This window comes from Lebetimonas sp. JS032, assembly GCF_000523315.1.
Lineage (GTDB): Bacteria > Campylobacterota > Campylobacteria > Campylobacterales > Nautiliaceae > Lebetimonas.
In genome coordinates, this window is sequence record NZ_ATHS01000001.1 from 371,586 (window position 1) to 388,884 (window position 17,299).

Here is a 17,299-nt window from a genome sequence, read left to right on the forward strand (position 1 = left end):
TTAATCCTTTAAAATAAGTGGAATTAACACCGAATCCCTTTTTTTGAAAAAAGGATGCGGTAAAATTAATTTTTTTGTATTAATTTTTATTTCATTAAATATAATTATATCCAAATCCAACGTTCTTGGTGCATTTTTAAATGCTCTAACTCTTCCGAATTTTTTTTCCACATATAACAAAAAATTTAAAAGCTCAATTGGAGAAAAATTTGTTTTTATTATCATAATGGTATTATAAAAATCATTTTGAGCCAAATATCCAAAAGGGGGGTTTTTATAAATTATTGAAGTTTTTATAATATCTATTTTGGGATGGTTTGATAAAAACAGATAAAGTTTTTTGAATCTTCTTATGCAGTTTCCGATATTACAGCCAATTCCAATTAAAGCAATGTTTTTTTTATTGCTTTTTTTATAACTGTCCGGATAAAATGTAGTTTTTATAATTTTTCTGTTGTCATTAAATTTAAACCTTACATTCATTCTTAATTTTCCATTTTTAATTTTTCATTATCCACCGTGGCCGCTTTTGATAGCCGGGTGAATTTAATTCGCTTTGCTCATTTGCGCTCATTTTCCATTCTCCATTTTACATTTTTCATTTTTAACTTATCTTGGCATTCCCCTCCCTACAATATATCCGTATATTCTTCTTATTATTCTTTTGATGACAGGAGTAAAATCTCCTTTTTTTATAGCTCTTTTTATTGCGTTAATATCGCCTAAATATTTAGCTGTTTTATAAAGAATACTTCTAATTTTACCAATGCTCATTTCCCCCTCCTTTTTTAATACAATCCACTATTTATAATTTACACATTTTCGCTTAACACCTTGGTTTTACCGTTAAAATCAATCATAACCATGTCCTCTATTCTTACACCAAATTCATTTGGCAGATATATGCCCGGCTCTATTGTAAAAACCATACCTTCTTGAATAATTATATCATTTCTTGAATTAACAAAAGGCCATTCGTGAATATCAAGCCCTACCCCATGCCCAAGGGAATGGACAAAATATTTCCCGTATCCGGAATTTTCTATAACTTTTCTGGCTATTTTATCAAGAGCGGAAATTTTTTCGCCTATTTTTACGGCTTTAATAGCTTTTTCCTGAGCTTTTAGAACAATATCATATATTTTTTGCATTTTTTGGTTTTTAAATTTTTGAAATTTACCCATCGATATATTCTTATTTATTGAAACGGTTCTTGTTCTGTCAGAACAATATCTTTTATATTTGATTCCCGCATCAAGTAAAAGCAAATCATTTTTTTTAAGTTTTTTATTTGTAAGTTTTGCATGGGGTTTTGCGGCATTTTCATTAATTGCCACTATCGGAGCAAAACTGAGTTCTCTTTTCCCCCTACAGGTTAGTTTTTCTTTAAATCTGTATGAAAGTTCATATTCATCAATACCGCTTTCAATTGCTTTAGAAAATTCATCAAAAGCTTTTGCACCAAGTTTCACCGCTTTTTTAATTATTTCAAGTTCATTTTGTTTTTTTATCATTCTCTTTTTATGTGAATAATTTTTATCATTTTTAAGTTTCACAGCCGCTGATAAATAATCATATTCCTCTTTTGACCAGTTAAGCGGGTCTATAATTAGTTTTTTAACCCTTTTTTTAAGAATAATTTCTCTTGCTTTTTTTATTAAATTTCTCTCTTCAATAACTTCGGCTTTTGCTTTTTTGGCCTCAAGGGTATATCTCCCGTCTGTTATTAAATATTTTTCTCCGTCAACTGAAAGTAAAATGCAGTTATCGTTTGAATAACCGCATTCATAATAAATTTCATTTTCTTTATTTAATATAAAATTTTCCATTTTTACCACTCACTACTCACCACTTTCACCATTCACTCTTTTTTGCGCTTCTTTTGCCATTTTAATTTCATTTAAAATCTGCATCATTGCAAGCAAGCCTAAATGATAACTAAAAGGTCCGAACCCGCTTACCGTTCCGGCTGCAACATCCGAAATAAGGGATTTTTTTCTAAAATCTTCTCTTGATTGAATGTTGCTCATATGAACCTCAATCACAGGTATAGGAATATTTCTAAGAGCACTGACAGCATCTCTTATTGCAACAGAATAATGAGTTAAAGCGGCGGGATTAATTATAATCCCGTCTGTTTTATCACTAACAGATTCCTGAATTGAATCCACAATATCACCTTCGTGATTTGATTGATAAAATTCAATTTCAAATCCGTTTTGTTTGGCTACAACCTCCATATTTTTATTGATGTCTTCAAGTTTCATAGGCCCGTAAATATTTACTTCCCTGATTCCCAACATATTCATATTTGGTCCGTGTATTACTTTAATTTTCATAAAATCTCCTTTTTTATTGTAATTATATTAAAATTTGGCATATAATTTGCTTTAACTTAATAAAAAGGAACAATTTTGCTTAAACTTAAAGCTGATTATGTATTAACTTTTAATGAAAAAAATGAAATTCTTTTAAATGCCGAAGTATTGTTTGAGAAAAAAATAATAAAAGTCGGATATAATTTAGATGAAACTCCCGCTGTTTATTTAGGTAAAAATTCGGTTTTAATGCCTGCACTTATCAACAATCATACCCATTTAGAATTTTCTTCAAACAAAACCACACTAAAATATGGAGATTTTATTACCTGGCTAAATTCTGTCATTCAAAACAGAGAAAATCTTTTTACAGGATGCAATTCCAAATGTTATAAAGATTCAATAAATGAAATGAAAAAAAGCGGAATATGTGCTTTCGGGGAAATAAGTTCAAGTGGAAACGATTTAAAATATTTAACCAAACAACCATTAAAAGTTGTTTATTTCAATGAAATTATAGGTTCAAACCCTGCTGTTGCGGATATACTGTATCAAGATTTTTTAGCACGCCTTGAAAACAGCAGAGAATATGAAAACGAGAAATTTAAAACAGGCATTTCTGTTCACTCCCCCTATTCAGTCCATCCTGTTTTAATGGATAAAGTTATAGATATTGCTAAAAAAGAAGAAATGGTCATGCAAACCCATTTTATGGAAAGCAAGGCAGAAAGACTTTGGCTTGATCAGGCCAAAGGGGAATTCAAACTTTTTTTCGAGCAGAATTTTAAACTCTCACATCCGCTGATAAAACCGATTGAATTTATACAAAAATTTAAAGATACCAAAACAACTTTTATACACTGTGTTCATGCCAATGAAAAAGAATTAGAAGAAATAAGCAATATAAAAGGATTTATATCACATTGCCCCATATCAAACAGACTTTTAAATACCGGATTACTTAATTTGGAAAATGTTAAAAACAAATTAATAGATTATTCGGTTGCAACAGACGGAAAAAGCTCAAATTATTCACTTAACCTTTTTAAAGAAATTAGAGCCGCCCTGCTTATGCAAGTTGAACTTCATCCAAAATATCTTGCAAAAGATTTATTAAAAGCGGTAACAATTAATGCGGCGAAATCTTTGGGACTTAATAACGGCAGTATTGAACCAACAAAAGATGCGGATTTAATAAGTTTCAAATTACCTGAGAGGGTTAATGATATTGATAATTTGTTTCTTCAAATTATTTTACATACAAATGAAGTGGATTATTTATACATAAACGGAGAGGAAATTAATTTGTAATATTTATAATTTCCACTCTTCTGTTTAATGCCCTGTTTGTTGAAGTTGTATTTGGAACTAAAGGATAATCTTCTCCACATCCTTTTACAACAATCATTTTAGGGTTTACACCGAATTTTATCAATAATTCAGCCACAGCCTTTGCTCTTCTCAAAGACAATTTTTTATTATACTCTTTTGAACCAATATTATCAGTATGTCCGGCAACTTCAATTTTTTTAATCTTAGAATTGGATTTTATAGCAAGGGCGATTTTTTGAATATCTTTATAATATATTTTTTTTACATCTGCCTTGTCAAAATCAAAATTAATTCTTAATGTTGCAATTATAGGACATCCATTATGGTCAACTGCCAGTCCTTTCGGTGTGTTGGGGCATTTGTCAAATTTATCTATAACACCGTCTCCGTCGGAATCTTTTACATTTTCACTTTTATACACAACTTTTTCTTTACATACAGTTTTTACTTTTTTTAAAGCAGTTTCATTTTTATCTTTCCATCCCGCCACTTTTTGATTACCGGCCAAATCAACAACATTTGTTGCCAACGGTTTATCTGCACATCCTGCGAATAAAAACACCAAGCTTCCCAAAATAATTAATCTTTTCATATTATCTCCCTTTTAAAATTTCTCTTTGTCCTTTACTGTTAGGTTTGGAGAGTATCCCCATTTTTTCCATCTGTTCAATTAAATTAGCTGCTCTATTATACCCAATATTTAGTCTTCTTTGAAGATAACTTATGCTTGTTCTTTTTTCTTTTAATACTATTTCTTTCGCTTCATCAAATAATTCATCCAGATCATCGATATTTTCAAGCATTTCACTCTCTTCGTCAAGGGTATTCAAAAAGCTTACGTCATATTCAGGCTCTCTTTGTTTTTTTAAGAATTCCACAACTTTTTCAATTTCCTCTTCACTGGCAAAAGGGGCATGAAGTCTTATTAAGCCTGTAATTCCCGGAGGCGTAAAAAGCATATCCCCACGCCCTAATAAACTTTCAGCGCCAAATTGGTCAAGAATAACCTTGCTGTCAATTTTCTGCCCTACTTTAAAGCTGATTCTGCTTGGCAAATTTGCTTTAATAAGCCCTGTTACAACATCTACACTCGGGCGCTGGGTAGCAACTATCAAATGTATTCCGCTCGCCCTTGCCATTTGTGCGAGTCTGGCAATGGAATATTCCACATCTTTTCCGCTTGTCATCATTAAATCGGCTAATTCATCTATAATTATAACAATATACGGCAGTTTTTCTTTTACTTTTTGATTAAACCCCTCAATATTTTTAACCCTCATTTTAGCCATCAGCTTATAGCGTCTTTCCATTTCCTTCACCATAGCGTTAAGAGCCACTATAGCTTTTTTAGATTCCGTAATTACAGGCGTCAGTAAATGCGGAATATCGTTATAAATGGAAAATTCAAGCATTTTCGGGTCAATCATTACAAATTTAAGCTCATCGGGAGAGTTTCTGTATAAAAGGGATAAAATCATAGCGTTAATTCCCACACTTTTACCGCTGCCGGTCGTTCCTGCTATCAATAAATGCGGAAGTCTTTTTAAATCGGTTACAAAAGGTTCCCCTACTATATCCTTGCCCAAAGCTATGGTCAGAGGGGATTTTGCCCTTTTAAATATAGAACTTTCAAGAATTTCCCTTAAATAAATTGTCTGCATTTTATCATTTGGTATTTCAATCCCCACCACATCTTTCCCGGGAATTGGAGCCTGAATCCTGATTGACTGGGCTTTAAGCGCCATAGCCAAATCATCCTGCAAAGCCAAAATTTTACTTACTTTTATATGCGGAAGAGGCTTAAATTCAAATGTGGTAACCACAGGTCCGACATAATATCTTACAACATCGCCTTCTATTTTAAACTGTTTAAGCTTTTCAATCAATATTTTAATTTTTTTATCAATTTCTGCTTCGTTTATTACTTTTTTCTCATTTTTAGGTTTTGCCAAAAAATCCATTGGAGGAAATTTCCAGTTTTTAGGCAAATCCCTTTTACCCGTTTCAATCTGGGAGAGCAATTTTTTGGTATCTTCTAAAACTTCAACTTTAGTTACATTTTTCTCTTTTTCATTTTCTTTTTTACTTTCAATCTCTTCACTTGGCTTCTTGGCTTCTTGGCTACTACTTGCTTCATTTTCAATTATCTCTTTTTCCTCTTCAAAATCATTTTCTTCATCCAAAAGCCCATTCTCAATTTTTATCTCATTTTCAATTTCTTCACTTGAAACTTGGTCCTTGGTACTTGGTTCTTGCTTCTTGGCAACTTGGCTACTATTTTCTTCTTCATTGTCCATTATACATTTTCCACCATAGCCGTTTTTCAAACGGCCAGGTGAGCTTGATTCGCTTTGCTCATTTGCACTCATTTTCACATTTTCACTATTTTTATCATTTTCCATTAAGTTTAATATTTTATCTTCAAAAATCAAAAACACTCCCCAGGCAAACATTACCAATATTAAAATCCAAATGCCAAATATCCCTATGTATTTTTGCAAAGAAAAAATAAACAGTTTTGCAATTATCCCTTTATCAAAAATTTCATATTGTATTAAAAGTAAAGCAAAAAAAATAAAAATTCCTCCTAAAATTTTTAGAGAAAAATCAAAATCAAACTTTTCTTTATAAAAAGCATATAAAACATAAATTAACAAAAGAGGAAAAATATAGGCTATATATCCAAAAAGCACTAAATTGGTTTTTCCAAGAAACGAACCGAATTTACCTACATATGAAAAAGAAGGAAAAATTGTAGAAAGAAAAAAATAAACAAAAAACGCAAATAACAATAAATATAAACTTTTTCGCAAAACCAGCCTTTTTAAACGCAATTTTACCTTAAATAATTAAGTAGCGTCAAATCATTAACCTTTGCAATAGAGGCAAGCAGTGCCTGATATGAAGTTTTAAGTGAATTTAGCCTCATTGTAGCTTCGCCTATGTCGGTATCTATATTTTTTGATTGAAGCGTTTTAGTATGAATCGTTAATGCATCGACTCTTTCGATACTCATATCAAATTCATTGCTTACAGCACCTATTTTTGCATGAAGCTTTCTTACATGATCACTCAAATGATCAATCTCTTCAATTGCACCCTGAATTCCAAAATTTCTGGGATTATCCGAATTTCCGTCCGGATAATTAGTTCCGTTTTTTACGGCATTAATTGCATTTTGCAACATACCGAAAAAATCCACTTTTGCGCTATCTATTGTAATTGCGTCATTGGCCTGAAAAGAAACATTGTTATTTTCATCAAAAATAGAAATATCAATTTTTGAAGGATTGTTATTTAAATCCTTTACATAAAAATGGCCGTTTTCCATACCGCTTTTGACTTCTTTTTTTGCATTGTCAAGTGCAGTGAAATAATCACTTTCATCATTATTAGCCGGAACATTTCCGCTTGTAATCATTGAAATAACATCACCGAGCTGTCTGAATGTAAATCCTTTTACTCTTTTTTCTTTTTGACATATTTTACAGTTATTAGGGTCGGTTTGTGAATAGGTGGTTATAATATCGTGTGCCGGTGTTTTATTGCCCTGGGAATCGAAAATATCGTATTTACTGCCGTTTATTTCAAAATAACTCAAATGCCCGTCGCTGTCTTCACTGTCTTGAAGAACTATTTTTGCTGTATTAAAATCTCCGTTTTTATCTCTAAACCTAATTTCAAGCGTTTGTGGCATTTCATCAGTTCCCATAACATCCGTTAAACTTGTATCATCAGTAGCAATTCCTTGGGCATCAGGATTTTCAATTTTATAAATAACCCCGTCTTTTATATATGTTTTATAATCTTTTATAATTTGAGTTTTATTACCTTCTATTAAATTACCGTTTTTCCCCATAAATAACTTATCAAAATTAACTGCGTCTTTACTTCTGAATGCCTGAAGTTTGTTTCCGCTGCTGTCATCTGCCTCTATTGAAACAGAAAATTTGGAGGTGTCATTTTTATTTGTTAAAGAATTATCTGTTATTATCAATTCCCCTTTTTCTATTTTTACGTCAACATCTCCAAAATTACTTTTTATTTTGTCTATTAAATCGTGCATAGTGGTAGTTGATGTAATATTTAAAGTAGCATTTACACTGTTTCCGTTTGTATCTGTCCCTCTTAATGTCAAATGGTCTATTGTCTGAATAGACCCATCACCGCTTCTAATTGCTTTTGAGCCTATTATATTTTGAATTAAATCAGAAGGTAAAGCGTCTCTAGAATTATCAATCAATCTAAAAATACTTCCAAATTTAAAAATTCTGTTATCAAAATAAGCGTTGTTTGCTTTTATTGTATCAAGATTTCTGATTGAATTAAAATTACTTTTTTGAAATTCGACAATATAATCCCCATTTTTAACCACATCTTCAAGTGAATTTTCATCCCTGTCGCTTGCAACCATATAAAAATCCGTAATTAATTTTCCGCTATTTACGTCTTTTATCTGAATTTCACCCATTTTATTGATGCTTACATCAACTTTTTTAGTAGTTTGGGTATTTCCGTAAAGTTCCCCTATTTTTTCCAAAAGTGTAGAAACCTTTTCGCTGTTTTTTAATGCAATTTTTGAATTTATCGTTTCACCCTGCGGATTTTTCCCTTTTATATAAAAATAACTTGTTCCGTCAGAATATGTTTTTGTAGCCGAATCATAATTATCCTCTACACCGCTTAGCATTCTAATTTCGCTATCTGCACTAACGGGGATATTTTGGGCAACACTGTCAGAATCGGGTATTTGATTATGCTCTTTTATATGTTTGTCAATATAAAGTTTTCCGTCACTTCCTCTTACTACAAACTGGGGATTGGCTTTCATTTTGTCAAACTGGGGAATATTTAAGCTTAAATGTTTATTATAATCATTATCCCTTCCTAAAAACAGGCTCTTTCCGTCAATATTATACTCCCTCTCGACGCCCGCACCCAAAAATGCCTTCACACTTTCGCCGTTTCCCTGATATTTTAATTCGTCATTAACAGGCTTTGTATTAAACATACTGCCGCTGAAGATATATTTTCCGTCAATTGAGGTGTTTGCCAAATCCTTTAAATGATTAAGCTCTCCTTCAAGTTCATCTGCTATTGCTTCACGGCTTGTTTTGTCATTTGTATCGTTTGCCGCATTTAACAGTTTTGTTTTAAACGAATCGAGTGTTGTTACAATATCGTTCATTGTAGTGTCTGTTTCATTTGCAAATGTCTTGGCAAAATTGGCGGAATTTTTAATCTGGGTAAATGTGTTAAGTCTCTCCTGAAATTTTAAATCATTTACAAAAACAGTTGGATTGTCATCCATATTTTGAATTTTTTTACCGGTTGATAATTCCGTAGTGGTTTTATTAAGCTCACTTAATGTTCTTTGCTGATTAATTAAAAAATTATTATACATTGTAAACTGGGTAACTCTCATTTTTAACCTTCCAAGGTCTCATTTTTTTTATATTATCAAGCAATCTTTATTCCATATCGGCAAAAAAGATGTAAGTTTAAACCCTTAGAATACAATAACGGCCGGTTTTTCTATTTCTTTTGCTTTTTTAACAAGATTTTCAAGGGTTGTTTTTACAACCTGTTTTTTAAGCGAATTTATTATTGCAACTTTTTTTAACGGGTCTATTCCAATCTCAAGAGCTTTTTTTTGAATGTGTCTCGAACGGCTTAGACCCATTAAAACCACTATTCTTAAATTATCTTTTCTAAGTTCCTCAATCCACTCAAGATTTATTCTTTTTCCTCTTAAATGAGCTGACACTATTAAAACAGTATCTTTTTTTCCTCTGATTGTTAGCGGAATTCCTGCAAAAGTGGGAGCTGATATTGCACTGCTCAGACCCTCTACCACTTCAACATTTATACCTTCTTTAGTAATTGCTTCTAATTCTTCAGCACCTCTACCGTAAATAAAAGGATGACCCGATTTTAATCTTCCTACTATTTTTCCATTTTTAGCGTACTTTAAAATAAATTCGTTTATTTCTTCTTGTTTTCTTGAGTGTTTTCCTTTAATTTTTCCTACATAGATTTTTTCGCAAGCTTTAGGCAGTAAGTCCAAAATTTCAGGATTTATTAAATGGTCATACAAAGCCACATCAAGTGTTTTTAAAGTGTTATAGGCTCTGATGGTCAGTAAATCTGTATCGCCGCTTCCGCATCCTATTAAAAATACTTTTGAAGTTTCGTTTTTTATTGTTTCATAATCTTTACTTCTGTCTATTTCAAAACTATCGGGTAAAATCCTCTCAACCCTGTCTCTTATTACCTGAGTCAGTCTCGGACTTTTGCCATTTGAACTTACACAGACTTCTAAATCATCCTTTTTAGCGATACTTCCGAAATAAAAATCACAAAATTTCGGCTTATCAACCACATTTAATAAAAATTTTTTATTTTTAACTAATTTTTTAGTTATTTCTTCATTACCCGTTGCATCAATAACTATATCATAATTATTTAAATCGCTTATTTCAAATTCTTTTATTTTTACAGGATAATTAAATTCATCTATTTTTTCTTTTGCTATTACATCAAACTCTACGTAACACTTATTTAAAACATCAGCCTTTTGTTTAGCAACTTTTCCTGCACCTATAATTAAAGCTTTTTTAATTTTTAAATTGATAAGCATTTTCTTCCTTTAATTTTAATGGATTATATCGGAATGTTTTTTTAAGTTTATTTATAAAATGTATAAATTTTTTAATTTTACTGATTAATTTTTATACAATATATTAATACTATTTTTATCTTTTTATTGTTAAAATTCGTCTGTATAAATTTAAAAGGAGATTTTATGAAACTTAAAAAATTATTAACAATCGGACTTGGGGTGTCGGTATTCGCTTCAACACTGCTTGCAGATGTGGAAAAGAAAAAAGTAACAATTGGATTTATTGCACTAACTGACTGTGCACCAATTGTAATTGCAAAAGAGAAAGGTTTCTTTAAAAAAGAAGGACTAAAAGTTAAATTAGTAAAAGAGGGCGCAGGATGGCCTGGAATTCAGCAAAAAGTAATTAATGGACAATATGATTTTTCACATGCTCTTGCTGGTATGCCAATTGCTGCAACTCTTGGACTTATGGGACATGCCCATTTAGTTGCACTTTTAAGCTTAGATTATAATGGAAATGCTATTACTTTTGGTAATAAACTGGTAAAAGAAATGGTTAAATTTGGTCTTGATAAATATAAAAGACCGGTAGGAAGCGAACCACTTAAAAAATATATTGATTACTTAAAACAAAAAGAAGGGAAAAATTATAAACCACTTGTATTTGGTATGGTAGGACCATACTCAACTCATAATTATGAAATTAGATACTGGATGGGAACAAGCGGAATAGACCCAGACAGCGATACAAAATTAAAACCATTCCCGCCTCCAACAATGCCTCAAAACTTAATTGCAGGAAATATTCAAGGTTATTGTGTTGGTGAACCTTGGAATGAAAGAATAGTTATGGCAAGAAAAGGCAGTGCCTTAGTTACAAACTATGATATCTGGAATAACAATCCTGAAAAAGTTTTGCAAGCTAGAGCAGATTTTGTAAAAAAATATCCAAAAACTACAAAAGCTGTAATGAAAGCTATTATTGAAGCCCAAATGTGGCTTGATGAAAGTTGGAAACACAGAAAAGAAGCTGCAAAAATTTTAAGTAAAAAACAATATGTTTATGCACCTGTAAAAGTTCTTGAAAAATCAATGACAGGAACATTCCAATATGTAGCCGGGCATAAGTCAGAGCCAAATCCAATGTTTAACGTATTTGCAAATTATTATGCCGCATATCCGTTTTATTCACACGGAATGTGGTTTATAACTCAAATGTATAGATGGGGACAGTTAAAAAGACCTGTTGATATGAAAAAAGTAATTGAATCAGTTTATAAACCGAAACTGTTCTCAGAAGTTGCAAAAGAAGTTGGTTATAAACTGCCACCAAGTCCATGGAAAGTAGACGGAATTGATAAATATAATAAATTTATGGTATGGATGGAAAAGTATTTGACCCGAACAAAGCTGTTGAATATATTTACAGCTTCAAAGTAAAACATCCGGCAGTTAGTGAAAATGAGCTTAAAAAAGTAAATACTTGGGAAGGAAGCCTTAAAACAGTTCAGCCAAAATATGAATGCCCATATGGTGTAGCCGGATGTGCAGACCCTAAATATGTAACAAAAAAATAAAGGTTTTAGATGAAAAAAGTGAATTGGGTTGTAAAAATAATTTTGCCAATACTTACATTTATTGCAATAATAGGGGTTTGGGATGCCCTTTCAGCCAATATTGAGAATTTACCGGGCCCAAAAGATGTCTGGATTGCAGCATTTGGGGGAAATGTTGACGGAGAAGTTGTAAAAGGGGTTTTAACTGATCCTTTTTATATAAATTCTGATGAGGATAAGGGTATTTTTTGGCAGGTGTTAGCCTCTTTGGAAAGAGTGTTTGGAGGATTTATCCTGGCGATAATAATAGGTGTTCCAATCGGTTTTATGATTGGAATGAGTAAAAAATTTTATTATGCCCTAAATCCTTATATTCAAATATTAAAGCCGGTGTCTCCGCTTGCCTGGCTTCCACTGTTTTTATTAATTTTTCAGGCAATTAACCCAACGGCAATTGCAACAATTTTTATTACATCAATATGGCCGATTATTTCCAATACGGTTTTGGGGGTTCAGAGTGTAAATAAAGATTATATCAATGTTGCAAGAGTACTTAAATTTTCACCGATAGAAATGGTGTATAAAATTATGCTTCCTGTATCGGTACCTTATATTTTTACGGGAATGAGACTATCCCTTGGTATAGCATGGATTGTAATTGTCGCTGCCGAAATGCTAACAGGTGGAACTGGTATCGGTTTTTGGATTTGGGATGAATACAATAATCTAAATTATCCGCATATTATTATTGGAATTATCATAGTTGGGATTGTTGGATGGATATTAGATACCATCATGGGTAAAATAGCAGACTTTTTTGATTACAGAAAAAGAGGGAGAGCGTAATGAGTATTGAAAATTATTTAATTTTAGAAAATATTGAAAAAAGATTTCCTATTCCGGGAAAAGAAGATTATGTGGCCATAACTGATATAAACTTAACTATCAAAAAAAATGAAATAGTCTCAATCATTGGGCACAGCGGCTGTGGTAAATCAACATTGCTTAATGTAATTTCACAGCTTGAGCCTCAGACAAAAGGTAATGTAATTTTAGAAAACAAAGAAATAAAAGGCCCGGGACCTGACAGGGCGGTGGTTTTTCAAAACCATTCTCTTCTTCCTTGGCTTAGTGTTTATAAAAATATTGAAATGGCGGTAAAAAAAGTAATGCCTGATTTATCAAAAAATGAATTAAAAGAAAGAGTGGAAAAATTTATTGACATGGTACATTTAACTCAGGCAAAAGACAAATATCCCGATGAAATTTCAGGCGGTATGAAACAAAGGGTCGGTATTGCAAGAGCAATTGCAGTAAGACCGAAAGTATTGCTTATGGATGAGCCTTTTGGTGCACTTGATTCATTAACAAGAGCAAATTTACAAGATCATTTAATGAGAATTCAGCAAAACGTTAAAAATACAGTTATTATCATTACACACGATGTTGATGAAGCTGTACTTTTAAGTGACAGGGTTGTTATGATGACAAACGGACCTGCTGCCACTATTGGTGAAATCCTTGAAGTAAATCTCCCTCGCCCAAGAGACAGGGTTGCTCTTCAGGAAGACCCTGAATATATCAGATGCAGAGAAGCCATACTCGAATTCTTATATCAAAAATTTGCAAAAGAAGACGAATAATATCCATTCTATTCCTCCTTTTTGCCCTCCTTAAAAAATTTAAATTTTTCTTATATTTACAGGAGTATGGTTGTAGTCCGGCTCTTTACTGACCGGATCTAAAATAGGGTTAGTTAGGAAATTAACTTTTCTATAATGCATTAGAATTGCCACAACTCCTTTTTTTATTTTACTTTTTTTGACTTTCAATGTAACTTTTCCAAATTTAGATTCAATATTAACTAAATCACCTTCTGCAATTCCTAAATCTTTCATATCCTCTTCATTAATTTCTACAAATTCAACTTCATCTTTTATAACCTGTCCTGTTTTTGTCATACTATGCCAGTGGTTTTCATGGCGTGTAGTAATTAGTAAAAACGGATATTTACTATCAGGTTTTAAGCTTCTGTTTTGTTTTTCAACCCATAAAAGATTTGCTTTTTTATTAGGTGTTAAAGCTTCTTTTAAATTTTCTCCCCATCTAAAAGGCTTTTCTTTTAATTTTTCATAATCACACTCATAAACGTTCATATCAGGGCTTAGTCTTGTCATCTCTTTATACTCGTTAAACACTTCTTTACCTGAATTAAAATCAAATCCGCTAAATCCAAGAGCTTTTGCTATATTAGCAAAAACTTCCCAGTCCTGTTTTGTCTGTTTTTTTCTAAAAGGCATTTGCAAAGTAATTAATCTATCCAAATTAGTCTGAGTACCTTCCTTTTCTCCCCAAGGAGCAACCGGAATTATCAAATTAGCAAATTTGCTCGTTTCACTTCCTTTATATGCATTTAGTTCAACTACTAAATCAATTTCACTAAAAGCTTTCTCAGTTTCGCTTCTATTTGGCAAGTGATACACAGGGTCTGTATGAGCTACAATTAAGACTTTTAATTTGCCTTTTTTTACCATTTCATCAGCAGTTAGACCAGGTTTATTTGGAATATTTTCAGTTTTCCAAAATTCTTCTACTTTTTTTACATTCTCAGGAGTATAATCTAAATGAACAGCTAAGGTTGTAGCAAGTCCCCCGACTTCTCTTCCTCCCATAGCATTAGGCTGACCGGTTAGAGATAAAGGACCGTTTAAATCTTTAAACATTTTACCTGTTAATATAAAAAGATTTATAAAAGCAATATTTTTTTCAACCCCCTCGCTGCTTTGATTAAGCCCCATTGTCCAGCTTCCGACAATATTTTCATTTTCTCTCCACATCTCAGCTAATTTTTCAAACTTATCTTTGCTAACCCCGGCAAGTTTTAAATATTTATCAATATCTACTTTTTTTAGTTCTTCAAAATATTCATCATTAAAATTAACTTTTTCTTTTAAAAACTCAAAATCAACCATTCCTTCATCTAAAAACTTTTTAGCAAGAGCTAAAAATAGATAAATATCCCCACCCACATTTATATCAATATACAAATCAGCTATTTTTGCCGTTTTTGTAAATCTTGGATCAATTACTACTACTTTTAATCCATTTTTTTTAGCTCTTTTAATTCTATTGAAAAATACAACATGCGCTTCTGCAATATTGCCTCCGGCTACAATATATAAATCTGAATTAATAGCATCTTCCATAGTTAAAGGCACATAATCGCTTCCTATTGTTTTTTTATATCCTACAACAGCGCTTGCCATACATGTTCTTGAATTAGTATCAACATTTGCTGTATTTATAAATCCTTTACCAAGTTTGTTTGCTATATAATAATCTTCATTTAAAAGCTGGCCTGAGAGATAAAATCCGATTTTCTCAGGAGTTGAAGCTTTTATTTTATCTGTAATGATTTTTATTGCTTCTTCATAGCTTATTTCTTTAAACTCTTCATTTTTATTTTTACGAAATAGTGGTTTTAAGATTCTATTATTTACAACTTTATCTTCAAGACTTCCTTTTTTGCATATAAGCCCTCTATTTGCAGGATAATCTTTTAGAGGTTTTATTCTGTTTTTAATCTCAAATCCGCATCCAACGCCACAATAACTGCAAACACTTTTAAATTTCATCTATCACCTCACTCCATACCTGATATTTCCCGCTTACCATATTATCAATAATTTCATAAATTCCGCCTTTATATCCAAATTCTTTTAAGCTTTTAACTTGTAGCGGATTGAATAGATTGTCAAATGCGTGTGTTTTTGTTATTTGATAAAATAGCTTATCTCCAATTTCTTTTATTTCAAAATATTCAATTTTATTTGATTTGAGAGGCAGGGTTGGTAAAAACTCAAAATGTTTAGCATTGAATTTCATAATAAATCCTACTGCCCACTCGCTCATATTAGTTTCTTTATACCACTCTTCATAAGGCAGTTCACTACCTTTATAAAGTTTCATCATAGGAATAATATATTTTTCAAGTTCATCCAATGCAACTTTTAAAACTTTTTTGCCTTCTTTTTTAGAATTTCCTCCCACATAAATTTCTACACCCGGGACTATACCGGAATCTTTTTTAACTTTTGCGCCTACAAATCCAAAATCTCCAACCCCGTGAATCCCGCAACCTTTAACACATGCAGACCAGTGAAATTTAACAATTCCATCAATCGGCACTAAATCATTAAGCCTGTTTGCCAAATTTATAGCATCGTGTTTATTTTCAATTACCCCAAAAGAGCATGTTTTTATACCTGCACATGCTACGAGATTGTTAAAATATGGATTTGGAGCATATTTTTTATATAATGAACTTTTTTCAACAATACCGGATACTTCAGTAATATAAAAGTTTTGGTCAAATGTTAATTTAATCACACCTCTGACACCTTTTGCAATTCTTGCTGCTTCAATCATATCACTTCCGCTAAAAATTCCAGAAGGAACTATAAATTTATATGCATATTTTCCTGAAACAAGTTCTTCTTTTAGGAAATAATTTATTTTAATATCTGTTAAAAGCTCACTTGTCTTAACAAATTTATAATCTAAATATTCTTCTAATGCTTTTATGAAATTTTCAATTCCGACTTCTCTAATTAAAAATGCAAAGCGGTTTTTATTTCTGTTGTCTCTAAATCCATATTTTTTATAAATTTCTTTAATTCCCCTAAATAACAAAACAGCCTCGTTAATATCTACAAAAATTTTAGAATCAATTCCCATCATACCGACTCTACCGCCCATAAAAACCCTAAATCCGTATTTTCCTCCGCTTTTAGCAAGTGCAAATCCCAAATCCTGGGTAAATACGTTTGAAGTGTTCTTAAAATTTCCACAAATACCAATATTGAATTTTCTAGGAAGCGTGCATACTTCTTTTTTTAAAAACTCTTCTTCTAATTTTTCTCTTAAAATCCTATCATCTATTACCGAGCTTTTAGAAATTCCTGCCATTGGGTCGGTTAAAATACCCCTGAAATTATCAACTCCTGTCTGATAGGTTATTACTCCCACACTTTCAAGTTCATTCAATACTTTATAAAGATTTTCTTCTTTAATATATCTAAGCTCAAGCTGGGCTCTTGTAGTAAGGTCTATATAATTATTTCCGTATTTTTTAGCAATTTCTCCAATTTTAAGAGCTTTTATCGGAGTTAATTCTCCGTCTTGGATTCTTACTCTTAGCATATAATCATCTGTATTTTTTTTATAAAAAGCCCCAAAACATTTTAGAAAAAAATTTCTGTCTTCCGGTAATAATTTGTTATTTTTCAGTCTTTCAAGAGCTTCAAAAGGAGTTGAGGTTTCTTTTATTTTTTCAATTTTATTAATTTTTTTGTGTCTGTTTGAAACTTCTTCTAAAATCTTTAACATTTTATTCCTTTTTTTAAAGATTTTATCAAAAATAGTTCCATTTAATAATCATATTATTGAATAAAATTTATACATTTATG

Annotated in this window: 15 protein-coding genes; 5 read left to right on the forward strand and 10 right to left on the reverse strand. The window is 31.5% G+C overall.

The annotated features are described in order from the left end of the window. The 4 genes from folK to aroQ all read right to left on the reverse strand — a co-directional run bounded on the left by folK (position 1) and on the right by aroQ (position 2,339). Complete coding sequence (folK, locus tag DZ65_RS0102000) at positions 1-483, reverse strand: 2-amino-4-hydroxy-6-hydroxymethyldihydropteridine diphosphokinase (RefSeq protein ID WP_024790629.1); 483 nt, start codon at positions 481-483, stop codon at positions 1-3. A 126-nt stretch (positions 484-609) separates the two neighbouring features. Then, positions 610-774, reverse strand: coding sequence for a hypothetical protein (locus DZ65_RS10810; protein WP_173391318.1), 165 nt, complete (start codon positions 772-774; stop codon positions 610-612). 38 nt (positions 775-812) lie between these two features. Beyond that, positions 813-1,829, reverse strand: a complete 1,017-nt coding sequence (locus tag DZ65_RS0102010) for a M24 family metallopeptidase (RefSeq protein ID WP_024790630.1) — start codon at positions 1,827-1,829, stop codon at positions 813-815. Positions 1,830-1,841: 12 nt separating this feature from the next. Further along, on the reverse strand, positions 1,842-2,339 hold the full coding sequence (gene aroQ / locus DZ65_RS0102015; protein WP_024790631.1) for a type II 3-dehydroquinate dehydratase: 498 nt from the start codon (positions 2,337-2,339) through the stop codon (positions 1,842-1,844). Between the two features lie 75 nt (positions 2,340-2,414). Here aroQ and DZ65_RS0102020 point away from each other — a divergent pair, with 75 nt between their 5' ends. Then, on the forward strand, positions 2,415-3,629 hold the full coding sequence (locus DZ65_RS0102020; RefSeq protein ID WP_024790632.1) for a metal-dependent hydrolase: 1,215 nt from the start codon (positions 2,415-2,417) through the stop codon (positions 3,627-3,629). On the opposite strand, the gene DZ65_RS0102025 is transcribed toward DZ65_RS0102020, so the two are convergent. The 4 genes from DZ65_RS0102025 to cobA all read right to left on the reverse strand — a co-directional run bounded on the left by DZ65_RS0102025 (position 3,619) and on the right by cobA (position 10,290). Next, positions 3,619-4,242 (reverse strand): OmpA family protein, encoded by a 624-nt coding sequence (locus DZ65_RS0102025; RefSeq protein WP_024790633.1) that lies wholly within the window; start codon positions 4,240-4,242, stop codon positions 3,619-3,621. The two genes, DZ65_RS0102020 and DZ65_RS0102025, sit on opposite strands and share 11 nt — an antisense overlap. Before the next feature lies 1 nt (position 4,243). Then, complete coding sequence (locus DZ65_RS0102030) at positions 4,244-6,463, reverse strand: DNA translocase FtsK (RefSeq protein ID WP_024790634.1); 2,220 nt, start codon at positions 6,461-6,463, stop codon at positions 4,244-4,246. Between the two features lie 23 nt (positions 6,464-6,486). Continuing rightward, on the reverse strand, positions 6,487-9,075 hold the full coding sequence (gene flgL / locus DZ65_RS0102035) for a flagellar hook-associated protein FlgL (protein ID WP_024791137.1): 2,589 nt from the start codon (positions 9,073-9,075) through the stop codon (positions 6,487-6,489). Positions 9,076-9,159: 84 nt separating this feature from the next. Then, entirely contained in the window at positions 9,160-10,290 is a 1,131-nt protein-coding gene (cobA, locus tag DZ65_RS10530) for a uroporphyrinogen-III C-methyltransferase (RefSeq protein ID WP_024790636.1), read from the reverse strand. 165 nt (positions 10,291-10,455) lie between these two features. On the opposite strand from cobA, the gene DZ65_RS09720 reads away from it, so the two are divergent. The 4 genes from DZ65_RS09720 to DZ65_RS0102055 are packed head-to-tail and all read left to right on the forward strand — an operon-like array spanning position 10,456 to position 13,474. Beyond that, positions 10,456-11,715: a CmpA/NrtA family ABC transporter substrate-binding protein gene (locus tag DZ65_RS09720; protein ID WP_201767785.1), complete on the forward strand. Its 1,260-nt coding sequence runs from the start codon at positions 10,456-10,458 to the stop codon at positions 11,713-11,715. Further along, on the forward strand, positions 11,655-11,852 hold the full coding sequence (locus DZ65_RS10830) for a hypothetical protein (protein ID WP_201767786.1): 198 nt from the start codon (positions 11,655-11,657) through the stop codon (positions 11,850-11,852). Before DZ65_RS09720 ends, DZ65_RS10830 begins: the two co-directional genes overlap by 61 nt. A 9-nt stretch (positions 11,853-11,861) precedes the next feature. Then, positions 11,862-12,677, forward strand: a complete 816-nt coding sequence (gene ntrB, locus DZ65_RS0102050; RefSeq protein WP_024787031.1) for a nitrate ABC transporter permease — start codon at positions 11,862-11,864, stop codon at positions 12,675-12,677. Then, positions 12,677-13,474, forward strand: a complete 798-nt coding sequence (locus DZ65_RS0102055) for an ABC transporter ATP-binding protein (protein ID WP_035003050.1) — start codon at positions 12,677-12,679, stop codon at positions 13,472-13,474. The genes ntrB and DZ65_RS0102055 overlap by 1 nt, the downstream gene beginning before the upstream one ends. 39 nt (positions 13,475-13,513) lie before the next feature. Here DZ65_RS0102055 and DZ65_RS0102060 read toward each other — a convergent pair whose 3' ends face one another. Together DZ65_RS0102060 and DZ65_RS0102065 are read right to left on the reverse strand one after the other, a co-directional pair. Further along, positions 13,514-15,466 carry a molybdopterin oxidoreductase family protein gene (locus DZ65_RS0102060; RefSeq protein ID WP_024789262.1) on the reverse strand — a complete coding sequence of 651 codons (1,953 nt, stop codon included), beginning with the start codon at positions 15,464-15,466 and terminating at the stop codon, positions 13,514-13,516. Beyond that, entirely contained in the window at positions 15,456-17,219 is a 1,764-nt protein-coding gene (locus DZ65_RS0102065; protein WP_024789263.1) for a hypothetical protein, read from the reverse strand. The genes DZ65_RS0102060 and DZ65_RS0102065 overlap by 11 nt, the downstream gene beginning before the upstream one ends. Positions 17,220-17,299: the final 80 nt, after the last annotated feature.

Bases quoted from the DNA above. Each gene is read 5' to 3' on its own strand.
- folK (WP_024790629.1), bottom strand. From the start codon at position 483: ATGAATGTAAGGTTTAAATTTAATGACAACAGAAAAATTATAAAAACT.
- DZ65_RS10810 (WP_173391318.1), bottom strand. From the start codon at position 774: ATGAGCATTGGTAAAATTAGAAGTATTCTTTATAAAACAGCTAAATAT.
- DZ65_RS0102010 (WP_024790630.1), bottom strand. From the start codon at position 1,829: ATGGAAAATTTTATATTAAATAAAGAAAATGAAATTTATTATGAATGC.
- aroQ (WP_024790631.1), bottom strand. From the start codon at position 2,339: ATGAAAATTAAAGTAATACACGGACCAAATATGAATATGTTGGGAATC.
- DZ65_RS0102025 (WP_024790633.1), bottom strand. From the start codon at position 4,242: ATGAAAAGATTAATTATTTTGGGAAGCTTGGTGTTTTTATTCGCAGGA.
- flgL (WP_024791137.1), bottom strand. From the start codon at position 9,075: ATGAGAGTTACCCAGTTTACAATGTATAATAATTTTTTAATTAATCAG.
- cobA (WP_024790636.1), bottom strand. From the start codon at position 10,290: ATGCTTATCAATTTAAAAATTAAAAAAGCTTTAATTATAGGTGCAGGA.
- DZ65_RS09720 (WP_201767785.1), top strand. From the start codon at position 10,456: ATGAAACTTAAAAAATTATTAACAATCGGACTTGGGGTGTCGGTATTC.
- DZ65_RS10830 (WP_201767786.1), top strand. From the start codon at position 11,655: ATGGATGGAAAAGTATTTGACCCGAACAAAGCTGTTGAATATATTTAC.
- ntrB (WP_024787031.1), top strand. From the start codon at position 11,862: ATGAAAAAAGTGAATTGGGTTGTAAAAATAATTTTGCCAATACTTACA.
- DZ65_RS0102055 (WP_035003050.1), top strand. From the start codon at position 12,677: ATGAGTATTGAAAATTATTTAATTTTAGAAAATATTGAAAAAAGATTT.
- DZ65_RS0102060 (WP_024789262.1), bottom strand. From the start codon at position 15,466: ATGAAATTTAAAAGTGTTTGCAGTTATTGTGGCGTTGGATGCGGATTT.
- DZ65_RS0102065 (WP_024789263.1), bottom strand. From the start codon at position 17,219: ATGTTAAAGATTTTAGAAGAAGTTTCAAACAGACACAAAAAAATTAAT.